A 13,109-nucleotide genomic window follows, 5' to 3' on the forward strand; every position below is an offset into this window, starting at 1 on the left:
CCTCCTTAGTCAAATTTAATACGGGTGGTTTTTAGATTGATAATGGCCAGTGCACCAACTAGCAAAAAGATAACGGTGGCAATCGCCGCAGCCAATCCAAAGTCCTGGCCACCACCCCCTTCGAAAGCAATACGATAGGTATAGCTCACCAGTAAATCGGTATAGCCCGCCGGCGTCGTAGTGCCAATATGATCCGGCCTGCCATAAGTCAACAATTGAATCAGAACAAAATTGTTGAAATTAAAGGCAAAACTGGCAATCATCAGCGGCATCAACGGCTTAATCAGCAGCGGGAAGGTAATCTTAAAAAAGTTCTGAAACGGGCCAGCACCATCCATCGCCGATGCTTCATACAGATCATCTGGTATTGCCTTCAACAAACCCATACAGAGGATCATCATGTAGGGATACCCCAACCAGGTATTCACCACAATCAGCATGGTTCGCGCCAGTGTCGGATCAGTAAACCAAGCGGGCTTAATACCAAACAGGCCGTTAAGCAACAGGTTGATTTCACCAAAACTCTGGTTAAATAACCCCTTAAAAATCAAAATAGAAATAAACGATGGCACGGCATACGGCAAGATTAACAGCACGCGATAAACAGCACGGCCTTTCAATGCTTCCCATTGCACAACACAGGCCAAGACCATGCCAACAGCAACAGTCAGTACCACAGTGAACAGAGCAAACACAACCGTCCAAACGAAAATAGAGAGAAACGGCTTCTGAATACCTTCATCCTGTATCACACGCAGGAAATTTTTCCAGCCAATGGAAACAGTAAATCCCGGCGTTAACGTCTCATTTCCCCATTGCTCCTCAGCATTAACAGACTGATAGAAACCGGTATCGGTATTAGGGCGATAAAGCGTGCCTGTTTGATTGTTAGTAAGAGTCTTGCCATCTTCCCCAAGAGAGTATTGAGGATGTACACCAGAGAATTGACGAAGCGAACTCATTCTCAGTTGCTTACCATCTGGTAAAACGGCAACCAACTGGTTCAGCGCCTGTCGATTCTGGGTGATAATACGCAATGTCGCCGCTTCACCACTCTGGGCGTTGTCCTGTTCATGCAAATGTAAAGTCGTTTCTTCCGCTACTGACAGAGAAAACGGCTCCGATACCAGTTGCTTAGTCTGGCCCGGTGCATCCAATGCCAGAATCCATAGATCGGATTTTGGATAGAGCCTGAAAGTGAATGTTTGCCCTGACTGATACTGACGGCTCATCAGGACAGATTGTGCACGTTCAAAAGTCAGTTGATTCGTACTGCTATAGTTGGTAAAGGCAATGGCAATAGTGCAAATGAGCGGAAACAACACAAACAGCCCCATTCCCGCGATGCCCGGATAAGCATAACGCCAGGCATAAGTATTGCGGTTAGCGAAAACGTAAATCCCCGTTCCCAACAATACCAACGTCAGCATTGCGAACAGATACTCTCCCTGTGAGTACATCAAGACCACCAGATAACCGGTAAAGAGTATACACAGGCTCACTGCAAGCCATTTCAGAGCAGAATACTGCCACCATGATATTTTTTTGAGCGTCGCTGACATAATGCTCTTATTCCTTTTACTACGACTGTAACAGCTTTGCTGATAATTGGATCAATCTTCCGCAAGTAACATCCTTAGTCGTTACGGGAAAGAGACACCCTTTCAGAAAAGGGTGTCTACAGGCTACTTGGTCATACGGGCTTCTGCGTCACTCAGTGCGGCATCAATAGTCTGACGGCCGGTCAACGCATTAACAACAGCGTTACGCATGGCATACCAAAAACTGCTCATTTGCGAGATGTTCGGCATGATTTCGCCTTTTTGAGCATTTTCCATCGTGGCAGAAATGCGCGGGTCCTTAGCCAGAATATCGTGATAGGATTTCAGCGCCACGGCCCCCAGCGGTTTATCCTTATTCACCATTGCCAGCCCCTCATTGGTCAGCAAATAGTTTTCCAGGAACTCCTTCGCCAACTCTTTATTCGGGCTGGCGGCATTAATACCTGCCGTCAATACGCCAACAAACGGCTTGGATGGATGACCTTTAAACGTCGGCAATAACGTCACGCCGTAATTTATCTTGTTCTTGTCGATGTTGGCCCACGCCCACGGACCATTGATAGTCATAGCCGTTTCACCTTTGTTGAACGCTGCTTCGGCAATGGAATAGTCGGTATCCGCATTCAGATGCTTATTTTTTACCAAATCGACAATAAAATTCAGCCCTGCTTTGGAACCGGCATTATTAACCCCGACGTTCTTAGCATCATATGCACCATTTTCCATTTTGAAAGCATATCCTCCATCAGCAGCAATCAGCGGCCAGGAGAAATAAGGCTCTTGCAGATTAAACATAAGAGCGCTTTTGCCCTTACCCTTCAATTCCTTATCCAGAGCAGGGATCTCTTCCCAAGTTTTGGGTGGTGTCTTTACAAGGTCTTTATTGTAAATAAGGGAGAGGGCTTCAACTGCAATAGGATAACCAACTAATTTACCGTCGTAACGCACAGCATCCCAAGTGAATGGAAACAGTTTGTCCTTAAGGTTTTGATCCGGCGTAATTTCCGCCACCAGACCCGACTGTGCATAACCACCAAAACGGTCATGAGCCCAGAAAATAATATCCGGCCCATCACCGGTTGCCGCAACCTGCGAATATTTCTCTGCAAGCTTGTCCGGATGTTCAACAGTAACATTGACCCCCGTATCTTTTTCAAATTTCTCACCGACTTGTGCCAGACCGTTGTAGCCTTTGTCGCCGTTGATCCAGATAACCAGCTTACCTTCCTCAATTTTTGCCAAAGCAGAGGCAGAAAGCACAAGAGTAGCTAAAACAGAAAGCGCCAGGGTACGGGCGCCCACTTTCAAGTTTGTTTTTGTCATCATTCCGTCCTTTACTTATAGTGTGAATAGGTTCAGGGTGAACTGTTTTGTTACATTGGCGGAGGGTACGAAGCTAGTGTGCAACCGACAATAGAAATACTCATCCTCCCCCGCTCTACGCCCCAACTGAGATGGGTGTGATCTACATTACAAAAACAGAGGAACCGTGTTGTTGACCACAAAAAGAGACACCTCTTTTTGTAGTAAAGATCACACTTTATCCAGCAGCTCATACCTAGCCACCTCAACAGCTCTTATCTCATCCTCCTGGCTCCTCCCCCACAAAAAATTTGGGTATGGAGGATTTACTCACCCGCTATCTTAAACACACTCTGGCTTATCATTTTTCACCGTGGATTGCGGTGATAGTCCGGGGGAACACATGTCGAGCGTCACACTACGTAATGTATCTAAGGCTTATGGTGAAACTATTATTTCTAAGAACATCAACCTTGAGATACAGGAAGGAGAATTCGTGGTTTTTGTCGGTCCATCAGGATGTGGAAAATCGACACTATTAAGGATGATTGCAGGTCTGGAAGATATTACTTCTGGTGATTTGCTGATCAACAATATACGTATAAATGATGTACCACCAGCCAAGCGTGGCGTTGGAATGGTTTTTCAATCCTATGCACTGTACCCCCACCTGTCTGTTGCAGACAATATGTCGTTTGGTATGAAGCTGGCCGGCGCCAAAAAAAGTGACATTCAGCAGCGCGTGAAGCAAGTTGCGGAGATGCTACAACTCGCTCATCTGCTTGATCGCCGCCCTAAAGCACTATCAGGCGGCCAACGCCAGCGGGTCGCCATTGGCCGTACTCTGGTCGCTGAACCGAATGTTTTCCTATTGGATGAACCACTTTCCAATCTGGACGCCGCACTGCGCGTCCAAATGCGCATTGAAATTTCACGCCTACACAAACGCCTGCAACGTACGATGATTTATGTCACCCACGATCAGGTTGAAGCAATGACGCTGGCCGACAGAATCGTGGTACTGGATGGCGGGGATGTTGCCCAGATCGGCAAACCACTTGAGCTTTACCACTATCCCGTTAATCGTTTTGTTGCCAGCTTTATTGGCTCACCCAAAATGAATTTCCTGCCAGTTAAAGTCACGGCCACCGCCGTCGATCAGGTGCAAATTACTCTGCCTAATCGCCAGCAAATCTGGCTTCCCGTAGAAAGCCAAGGGGTAAAAGTAGGCAGCAATGTATCTCTGGGTATACGCCCAGAACACCTCCTTCCTAGTGATATCGCAGATGTCACGCTGGAAGGCATAGTTCAGGTTGTCGAGCAATTGGGGAATGAAACCCAGGTTCACATTGAAATCCCGGCTATTCGTCAAAATCTGGTTTATCGCCAGCCTGATGTTGTGCTCGTGGAAGAAGGGGCCTCCTTCACCATCGGATTACCTCCCCACCGCTGCCATTTATTCCGGGAAGACGGAACAGCATGCCAGCGTTTGCATAAAGAACCCGGTGTTTGAGCCTGAACTAATTAACAAACGACAGGAGAATAATTGATGAAATCAATGCGTATATTACCTATTTCACTAACCGTTATGGCTGGATTACTGTCCATGCAGGCGTCAGCCGTAGAATTCCACGGTTACGCCCGTTCCGGCATTGGCTGGGCTGGCAGCGGTGGCGAGCAACAGTGTTTCCAAAGTACCGGTGCGCAGAGCAAATACCGTTTAGGTAATGAATGTGAAACCTATGCTGAACTTAAGTTAGGTCAGGAGCTATGGAAAGACGGCGATAAGAGCTTCTACTTCGATACCAACGTAGCCTATTCCGTAGCGCAACAAAGTGACTGGGAATCCACCAATCCCGCTTTCCGTGAAGTGAATGTCCAGGCGAAGAACGTCATCGACTGGCTGCCAGGCTCAACACTGTGGGCAGGTAAACGCTTCTACCAGCGTCATGACGTACATATGATCGACTTTTACTACTGGGATATCTCAGGTCCCGGTGCCGGCCTGCAAGATATCGATCTGGGCTTTAGCAAACTTTCTCTGGCCGTCACCCGTAACACCGAGTCTGGCGGTTCTCATGGCTGGATTGCCGGTAGGAACCATGAAATTCCCACGTCTAACGATGTCTACGACATACGTCTGTCCGGCTTGGAAGTGAACCCCGGCGGTAGTCTGGAACTTGGTTTTGACTATGGGCGTGCTAATGCGCGGGACAACTATCACCTTGACCGCAACGCATCCAAAGATGGTTTCATGTTTACTGCCGAGCATACACAAAGCGTGTCCGGAGGCTTCAACAAATTTGTCGTACAGTACGCAACAGACTCCATGACCTCTAACAACAGTGGTCGCTCTGAAGGAGCCAGTGTAAACAATGACGGTTATATGCTACGCATCCTGAATCATGGCGCGATTAATCTCGCGGAAAAATGGGATCTCATGTATGTAGCGATGTATCAAGATACTGACCGTGATAACAACAACGGCAACACGTGGTATACGGTTGGTGTACGTCCAATGTACAAATGGACACCAACGATGAGTACCTTGATGGATATTGGCTATGATAATGTCAAATCTCAGCGTACCAATGACACTAACGATCAGTACAAAATCACCCTAGCCCAGCAATGGCAGGCTGGTGATAGCATCTGGTCCCGTCCGGCTATCCGCCTGTTCGTCACCTATGCCAAATGGGATGAAAAATGGGGTAATGCAAGGAAAGACGACGGCGATAACTACACCACTGGCATGGCCTACCGTGATACAGCAACACATAAATTCAGCCGTGGCAACGATGATGAATTCACCTTTGGTGCACAATTCGAAGCCTGGTGGTAATGCCATTAAAAACGGCTGGTTTTAGGTAAACAGGGTTATTTAGCCACTATTAGCGCTTTGGACTGATATGCCTTTTGCTCGTGGATATCAGTCTTTTTTTTTCAACCGAACAAAGGTAAGAAATGAAAACCAAACTTATCTCATTTTGTCTTAGTGCCTTACTCTGTAGCGCAGCTCCTCTGATAAGCTATGCAACACCTATCACTACAACAACTAAGGCAACCACGACACAGGATGCTGTTGCACCTTCCCTCTCAACAGCAGCACTGCAAAAACTGAACTGGCAGCCAGTTAACCCAAACGATACGCAGACCATTATCCTCAATGCCACATCCCAGCACCTTAATGAAGGAAATATTCAGGGGCCAATCGCAGCATTCGCCATTCCGGCAAATCGGGGCTCACTGGACATTATGCTGAGCAGTTTAGTACAAGATAAACAAGTTTATGCACCAAATGTTTTGGTGCTTGATCAGGGATTACGCCCCGCAGCATTTTATCCAAGTGACTACTTTCCGTATGAACGTCCGGGGGTTATGTCTACAGATCGGTTGGAAGGCACATTAAAGCTGACGCCAGCATTAGGACAACAGCAAATTTATGTGCTGGTCTATACCACTCGTACCGATTTGCAAAAATCAACACAAATGATTGATCCCGCCAAAGCTTATGCTCAAGGAGTCGGCAACGCCGTTCCCGCTATTCCAGATCCCGTTGCCCGCCATACAGAAACCGGTACATTAAAGCTGAAAGTGAAATCGGAACAAAACACCGGCAACATCACTATTGGTCAAGTCTTATCAGGCCCGGCACTGGAGCCTGTCGTTGTTGGGCCAACACAAGCTACCGCAACACAGCGCACTCCACTGAAAACCAAACCTGTCCTGAACGACACAGAACGTTATTTCAGTGATGCAATTAAAAACGAAATTAATAACGGCAATATTGATAAGGCGCTGAATCTGCTGGATGAAGCAGAACGCCTGGGATCTTCAACTGCACGAGAAACGTTTATTAACAGTATCAAAAACAAGAGATAAATCATTTACCTATGTTGGCTATATAGTAAGTGCACCATTAGTTTGTTCAATGCAAAACAAATGCTCTCCGAAGAGGAGAGCATTAAGTTTAACACTCATAATATGTTACGACAGGAGATACTTACCGGTGGAGAGATAAAGCGTTAGTAATTCTTAACAGGAAATTGTCTTCATAAAGAAAGGCAATAGAATTTTTTATTGCATAATGATCTCTTATTTTATATCCATCAATAATGAGTTGTAATTTTTTAGACAACTCAAGAATACTACCTGATTTATAAATCTCGCCATTTAAATCGTTGATAATATCATTCGGACCACACTTACAATCTGAACTTATACAATAGATACCATAGGATATTGCTTCCGCTAATACCATGCCAAAACCTTCATATTTTGATGTTAAAATAAAAGCGGATACTTCTTTTATGCTACTCATTACAAATTCCCAAGGCTGATCTTGCCAACCGTGCCAAATAATATTGTTATTTATATTGAGTTGTGAAGATAATTTTTTTAAGTAACTCTCATCATCACCAGAACCTACCATATGTAATTCCCAATGACCATGTAATTGAGAAAGCGCTAAAAATAGTTCAGTTAGATTTTTTGACTTATAGGCAAGAATTCTTCCAACATATAATAATCTAGCTATGTGTTTTGGTTGAGGAATTATAAAGGGATTCATTTTGATAGGATTGAAAATAAGATGAAGTTTCTCTGTTTTTATCCCAAAGGATAACATTTGATCTCGTAAACCAGAACTGATTACAAGGTGCTCGTCGGCACAGCATAAATCTTTAATTTTCTGTGGGGTAGGATTTCTAATGGAAGTATGCAGCCAAGAGTAAGTTTTTACTGGGAAATTAATTTTTTCACAGGAAAGTCGAGCAATATTACAGGATGTTGTGTCTAAACTTATTAGAATCTCAGGGTAAAATCTTGCTAATATCAAGGATAATTCGCATGCAATATCCTGGCGAGATTTGTAATTGCTTGATGCTAAGGATATATGTTGAGCATTAGATAACCAAGCATGATTTTCAATTCTGTTTATCTCATTTAAGGATATGAAAATGAAATCAATTTCAATGTTGGCACGGTTAATTAAACTTATTAAACTCGAACATACCATTTCTACCCCACCATATCCATTTAAGAAAAGATCATGGTATATTATAAATATTTTTTTCATTGTTAATCTTTCATTTAATTAACCAAAAACGTTCTTGTATTTTGATTTTGTTAATAGATTGATGATATTTTCTCAATGAGACTAAAAGATTTGATTTGTTACCAAACAGAGGTTCTAATTGAGACTCATAAAATAAAATATTTTGCATTTTTTCTTTTAAATCAATATCTAACAATATAGCTCGCTTATCAAATTTGTTATTTCTTAATAAAGAATTTTCCACACTATCGGGATTAATAATAGGATATTCACCTAAAACATAAGGGAAATCTTCATAAAGTAATATTTTTAACTTACGTGAACCTGTTATATTATGTACAAGATTATTTATTATAATATGGTCCACATGTCGACCTATTCCCAAAGGGGCATATATATAATCAGGCTGATAATTTAACAATGTTTTGTCGATGAGATCTTGAGCCATATCGGATGCATAATCTGATTTATGTACCAGACCACTATAAATAATGGCAGAATTTTTATACATAAGTTCACCGCATTGATCAGTTCTGTAAATGCAATCTAAAATTCTACCATGTATTGGAATCGCTGATAATTTATTACAAAAGGCGATATCCTCATTAGCTCGCTTTGAATAAAGTTTTATAAATGAATTCATATTATCATTATTCGCAGAGTATAAGTAATGAGATGCAATATTTTTGTCATACTCAGTAAAAAATGTTAAAATAACTACCTTTTGATTTTCTGAAACTAATTTATGTATTAAACCGCCAGCGCTTAAAGCTACATCATCTAAATGGGGTGATAGAAATAAATGTATCATTTCAAACCTCCATGTAAAGGCGGTTATATTTTATTTCCATGAGTACAATATAAATAGCGGCTAAATCAATGCGTATCCCATCCCTGTTTTTTATAAAATCTGAGTTGTTAATATTTAGCTTTTCTTTTGATTGGACTCTTTCATCATCGGCATAAAATTCTTTCATTATATCAAACCAACTGGCATGGATTTTTTCTGCTGCAATTTCTATTATACTGTCACTGTGGCCTAATATTGTCATTAAATCTGAAAAAATAGCATCGTTTGTAGAAAGTAACATCTCATAATTAAAATTACCAGATGCAATATTGTCATCGTATAAATAAATACTTTTCATTATCTCTGATATAATACTCAAGTCGCTCTTGATTAACCTTTTCTCAAACTTCTTCTCTTTTTCTGTGAATGCTTGATAAGGTTTTAAAAAATTGACTTGCAAATTGTATTCAACTTCAAGTTTTGTTATTGAATCTTGCGTAGCAGTTCTATTATCGATTAAATATTTTGCACACCATAAATCGTGTATGCAAGAGGCAAGAATATCTAAATTACCGTCCTGCTCCAAGAACGCACATATCTCATAAAATAATTTAATTTGTGAACCATCTAGCTGGGAATTTAAAGTTATATCACCAGGATTAAATATAAATGAAGCTTGTTTTAATCTTCTCTGAATCTCTTTGGTTAAATATGTTGAATTTAAATTAACTTCGTTATCCAGCAGATTTTTGTGATTTTCTTTATTCATGATTTATCTCCTTTTATTTATTCATTAACCTTATTTCTGTTGATGATATATCTAATCGGAATAGACTTTCTGGAATAGATTCAAATAAAAAACGATGCTCCTTTCTAATATTTACCAAATCATCAACTGCATGATATTTATTATTAAAAAAACGGCCAGCCACAAGAAATCTACAATCATTATTCTTAATTGTCATAAGAGATTTTTTTAATCCCTCTTCACCGCCATAATAAATAGGGTTATTAATTTCTTGACATAAATCAGCACCAATTACGAAAATTGCTCCTTGATAAATATGCGATTTATCAGTAAAAAACGTAGCATCGCTTAAAATTATATTACCTTTATCCTTGAATTGCTCTATCCTTTTGAAAACTTCATCGGTTGGAATGGTAAGTTTTACCGCATTCTTAATTGACAGTTCATAATAGGGTTTTCTTTTAGTCATCATTGTAGCGATTTCTTTTAATTCTTCATGACCTTTATGAAGTGGATTGAAAGAACCCGATAAAATTAACGCATTTTTCCAGTCTATGTTTGTATTGCTAAAGTCCCCTTTTCTATCAATATGTATATAATTCAATCTACCATCAATTAAATTATTTATATAACGCTCATTGTTGTTAGGTATATTCATATATGTTCCTATATGTTATTATTGTTAATAAAATATATATTACTTCCTTATAATTCCATATATTTATAAAATTCTATCCTTGTATTATTTACTAATGGTGATTAATGACACATCTTTATTTTCTTGAAATAAATATCAAATTAATTTACTTGACTATTTATCAGCAGAGAATCCTTTTGTTTTAACATTAAGGCTATGAAATTTAAATGTTTTATTCACAGTTCCACTTATTATTAAATTGCGTAAGTTATCTGAGCTCCTCTCATTAATTATCAGTATTTCCTTCACAACTTCCTTCAGTGATTTCAATCAAGGCAGATTTTATTTTTAAAATATCTTCCGCTGTATGCGACGTATCAAGGCTAACTCGAACAGTACCATCAGGGTAAGTGCCAAATTTTTTATGGGCTAATGGTGCACATTGCAACCCAGGACGTGTAATAATATTGTATTTGTTCTCGAGTATATAAGAAACTTCTCCGGGATGATAACCTTCCACTGTAAGAAGAATTGTTGGTAAGCCAACATTATGTTTACAGATTAGCTTGATTTTATTTAATTGTGATAACTCATCTATAAGAGTGGTACGCAGAGTTTGTAATTGATTTTGAATGTTCTCTATCCCAATTTTTTTTAAACGCCTTATAGACGCCAACAATGAAAGTATGCCAATAGTGTTTTGTGTTCCCGATTCATACTTGTATGGTATTCCAGTTGGTTGTGTTGTTAATCTTGATAATACACCTGTCCCACCCTGGATTAATTCATTATGAGAAAATCCATTATCAAGAATAAAATATCCCCCAATACCTGATACTCCTCCTAAACTTTTGTGCCCACTAAAAACAAAGTAATCAATATTACCTTTCGATAAATCAATTAATTGTGAACCAAAAGATTGTGAACCATCAACTAAAACCATTGCTCCGTATAAATGTGCCAGTTTTCCTACCTCATCTATATTACAAAATGTACCAATAGTATTCGAGCAACTATGAACTACTAGTAGCTTAGTTTTCTTATTCCTTAATAAAATCTCCAAATGCGATATATCAATTTCACCATCTGTCACATCGATCAATTGACTACTTACTCCAATATCTTTTAAATGGTTTATGGGTCTGAGTACTGAATTATGTTCTAAATGGGTAGTAATGACATTATCACCCGGTTTAAGCGTACCTTTTATACATTCATTGAGTGAGTACGTTGCTCCTGAGTTAAAAATGACTGTCCCATGACCATTTAATTTCGTTTGTTCGATTAATTCATGTCGGCACTCTTCAATGAGTTCGGTAACCTTTTTAGATTGTTGCGATAAAGATCGCCCTGGAGTTACTCCAAGAGTGTCTAAATACATATTTATCATGTCTTTCACTTCTTGTGACTTTGGCCATGAGGTAGAAGCTGCATCTGCATATAACATTATCCAATCTCCATATGGTTATTAATATATAATTTGAATTTTTTAGCAGTCGCATTCATCTCCTTTATTCCTTCATTAGCTCTCCAATCGGATCTTTCTGGCATATTTAAACTATTTGCCAATACTGTTCTTATCATTCCTCTCTCAATGAAATCTGATTCACCTATCGTAAAAATATATTTATTACCACTATCTTCAACATAGATATAGGGGCCAGCCTCACCGAACATTTTCAGTTCATCTAATGAGTCTATTGTATGCATTTTAAATTGATTCTTTAATTTATTATGAAGATCAATCTCAGTAGGGAAACAACATAAATGTGCATGATAACAGTACTTTTGATTTGGATCCATGACGATACAACCACCAGCTCGCCCATTTTCATAACAAATAGGATGACTTATATTGTAATATTCGCGATAAAAATCATTTATTATATTCTTAAACTGTTTCAATTCTTTTATTGCTTCTTCATCGTATATTTCTGCAAAGCACCGATATCCCCCTAAATCAGTATTACATTTGTTAGTAGCAATAATTATATAACCTTCAATTATCTGGCCTTTAGGTACAAAAGCATAGAAATATTTTCCTTGTAAAAGTATTTTATCTTTTTCAAAGGAAGATTCTGGGTGACAAAAAATACATCCCATTTTAAACTCCTTTATCGTTTGTCGATTTTATTGATAAATATATCTTCATGACATAAATTGAAATCTTCTTCGGTATGCCAGGCAATCATCATGCTAAACTTATTTATAATATTATGTTTACTTAGCCTACTTTGTAGTTCAGAATAAATAGGATTTGGTAAAATTATTCTGCATTTCGTCCTAATAGCACAACAAGCGTTAATTATAGATATAATTGTACGGGGAGATGTATTTGACAAACCTATCACTTCCACCGTGGTATCATCAAAACCCAATATCGCTAATTCTTTCCCAACAGTTAACAACTTAATATGCTTGTAGCAAGGACACTGCTTTGAGTAAGCGATCCAATCTCTATTTACTTCTCTGCCGAAAAAATTGATTTTACTAATATTATCTATTTCATTAAAATCACTCAGGTCTACATCGATTTTGGTAGCTCCTTCTACTATTATTTCTGTAAAATCAAAAACGTTCACTCTGTCACATATGTATTTTTCGAAAATCTTTGAATAACATTTGATCTTTCTTTCATCTGAGTAACATACCGTCGCATCCACATCATTACGATGTGTCTGTTTAGCACTTTCTATTATCAAAGTTCGCGATTTTACACATTCATCTATGCCAAAATCGCTAAGCATATTAATGGATACTTGCCTATGTTTAAGACTAAATTCACACTTTCTTGCTATAACAATTGACAAGTATGTATCGTTTCTTTTAAGCGAAAATGCTTTTATTTCACTAGAGATATTATATTTTTTTTCTTTAATATTCTTCCAAATAAAGTAGTCTAAGCTTCCTATATTACGCTTATAAAGATTATTTAACAGGATATAATTATCCTCCGTTACGTCTTCGCAGACCAAGATTACTCCATTTTTCCTGTCTTCAATATTCTCCATTAT

Annotated in this window: 12 protein-coding genes; 3 read left to right on the plus strand and 9 right to left on the minus strand. The window is 39.2% G+C overall.

Features of this window, described 5'->3' with window-relative positions; genetic code table 11:
* Positions 1–5: 5 nt before the first annotated feature.
* Together malF and malE are read right to left on the minus strand one after the other, a co-directional pair.
* The gene (gene malF / locus C5470_RS16300) at positions 6–1,562 is read right to left on the minus strand and encodes a maltose ABC transporter permease MalF (protein ID WP_036845826.1); all 1,557 of its coding nucleotides are present in this window, start codon (positions 1,560–1,562) and stop codon (positions 6–8) included.
* A 123-nt stretch (positions 1,563–1,685) separates the two neighbouring features.
* Positions 1,686–2,885: a maltose/maltodextrin ABC transporter substrate-binding protein MalE gene (gene malE, locus C5470_RS16305; RefSeq protein ID WP_166290739.1), complete on the minus strand. Its 1,200-nt coding sequence runs from the start codon at positions 2,883–2,885 to the stop codon at positions 1,686–1,688.
* Between the two features lie 382 nt (positions 2,886–3,267).
* On the opposite strand from malE, the gene malK reads away from it, so the two are divergent.
* The 3 genes from malK (at position 3,268) to malM (ending at position 6,746) form a co-directional block, all read left to right on the plus strand.
* Positions 3,268–4,377: a maltose/maltodextrin ABC transporter ATP-binding protein MalK gene (gene malK / locus C5470_RS16310; RefSeq protein WP_132355256.1), complete on the plus strand. Its 1,110-nt coding sequence runs from the start codon at positions 3,268–3,270 to the stop codon at positions 4,375–4,377.
* Positions 4,378–4,413: 36 nt separating this feature from the next.
* A complete protein-coding gene (locus C5470_RS16315; RefSeq protein ID WP_166290717.1) occupies positions 4,414–5,706 on the plus strand; it encodes a maltoporin in 1,293 nt (430 codons plus the stop codon).
* Positions 5,707–5,828: 122 nt separating this feature from the next.
* Entirely contained in the window at positions 5,829–6,746 is a 918-nt protein-coding gene (gene malM / locus C5470_RS16320; RefSeq protein WP_166290719.1) for a maltose operon protein MalM, read from the plus strand.
* 121 nt (positions 6,747–6,867) lie between these two features.
* Here the strand turns inward: malM and waaB are convergent, their stop codons facing one another.
* From waaB to C5470_RS16355, 7 genes are all read right to left on the minus strand, one after another.
* Positions 6,868–7,941, minus strand: coding sequence for a lipopolysaccharide 1,6-galactosyltransferase (gene waaB, locus C5470_RS16325; protein ID WP_166290721.1), 1,074 nt, complete (start codon positions 7,939–7,941; stop codon positions 6,868–6,870).
* 10 nt (positions 7,942–7,951) lie between these two features.
* Positions 7,952–8,731 (minus strand): PIG-L family deacetylase, encoded by a 780-nt coding sequence (locus C5470_RS16330; RefSeq protein ID WP_166290723.1) that lies wholly within the window; start codon positions 8,729–8,731, stop codon positions 7,952–7,954.
* 1 nt (position 8,732) lies between these two features.
* Entirely contained in the window at positions 8,733–9,479 is a 747-nt protein-coding gene (locus tag C5470_RS16335) for a hypothetical protein (protein ID WP_166290725.1), read from the minus strand.
* Between the two features lie 13 nt (positions 9,480–9,492).
* Positions 9,493–10,116 carry a nucleotidyl transferase family protein gene (locus C5470_RS16340; RefSeq protein ID WP_036845849.1) on the minus strand — a complete coding sequence of 208 codons (624 nt, stop codon included), beginning with the start codon at positions 10,114–10,116 and terminating at the stop codon, positions 9,493–9,495.
* Positions 10,117–10,381: 265 nt separating this feature from the next.
* Positions 10,382–11,542 (minus strand): aminotransferase class V-fold PLP-dependent enzyme, encoded by a 1,161-nt coding sequence (locus C5470_RS16345; protein WP_036845852.1) that lies wholly within the window; start codon positions 11,540–11,542, stop codon positions 10,382–10,384.
* Positions 11,542–12,198, minus strand: coding sequence for a hypothetical protein (locus tag C5470_RS16350; protein ID WP_036845855.1), 657 nt, complete (start codon positions 12,196–12,198; stop codon positions 11,542–11,544). The genes C5470_RS16345 and C5470_RS16350 overlap by 1 nt, the downstream gene beginning before the upstream one ends.
* A gap of 11 nt (positions 12,199–12,209) precedes the next feature.
* Complete coding sequence (locus C5470_RS16355) at positions 12,210–13,106, minus strand: hypothetical protein (RefSeq protein WP_166290727.1); 897 nt, start codon at positions 13,104–13,106, stop codon at positions 12,210–12,212.
* Between the last annotated feature and the right edge of the window lie 3 nt (positions 13,107–13,109).

It is taken from the genome of Photorhabdus stackebrandtii, assembly GCF_011189495.1.
GTDB classification, from domain to species: Bacteria; Pseudomonadota; Gammaproteobacteria; order Enterobacterales; family Enterobacteriaceae; genus Photorhabdus; species Photorhabdus khanii.

Coding starts and splice junctions, on each gene's coding strand:
- C5470_RS16315 (WP_166290717.1), top strand. CDS start 4,414: ATGAAATCAATGCGTATATTACCTATTTCACTAACCGTTATGGCTGGA.
- malM (WP_166290719.1), top strand. CDS start 5,829: ATGAAAACCAAACTTATCTCATTTTGTCTTAGTGCCTTACTCTGTAGC.
- C5470_RS16335 (WP_166290725.1), bottom strand. CDS start 9,479: ATGAATAAAGAAAATCACAAAAATCTGCTGGATAACGAAGTTAATTTA.
- C5470_RS16350 (WP_036845855.1), bottom strand. CDS start 12,198: ATGGGATGTATTTTTTGTCACCCAGAATCTTCCTTTGAAAAAGATAAA.
- malK (WP_132355256.1), top strand. CDS start 3,268: ATGTCGAGCGTCACACTACGTAATGTATCTAAGGCTTATGGTGAAACT.
- malF (WP_036845826.1), bottom strand. CDS start 1,562: ATGTCAGCGACGCTCAAAAAAATATCATGGTGGCAGTATTCTGCTCTG.
- malE (WP_166290739.1), bottom strand. CDS start 2,885: ATGACAAAAACAAACTTGAAAGTGGGCGCCCGTACCCTGGCGCTTTCT.
- C5470_RS16355 (WP_166290727.1), bottom strand. CDS start 13,106: ATGGAGAATATTGAAGACAGGAAAAATGGAGTAATCTTGGTCTGCGAA.
- waaB (WP_166290721.1), bottom strand. CDS start 7,941: ATGAAAAAAATATTTATAATATACCATGATCTTTTCTTAAATGGATAT.
- C5470_RS16330 (WP_166290723.1), bottom strand. CDS start 8,731: ATGATACATTTATTTCTATCACCCCATTTAGATGATGTAGCTTTAAGC.
- C5470_RS16340 (WP_036845849.1), bottom strand. CDS start 10,116: ATGAATATACCTAACAACAATGAGCGTTATATAAATAATTTAATTGAT.
- C5470_RS16345 (WP_036845852.1), bottom strand. CDS start 11,542: ATGTTATATGCAGATGCAGCTTCTACCTCATGGCCAAAGTCACAAGAA.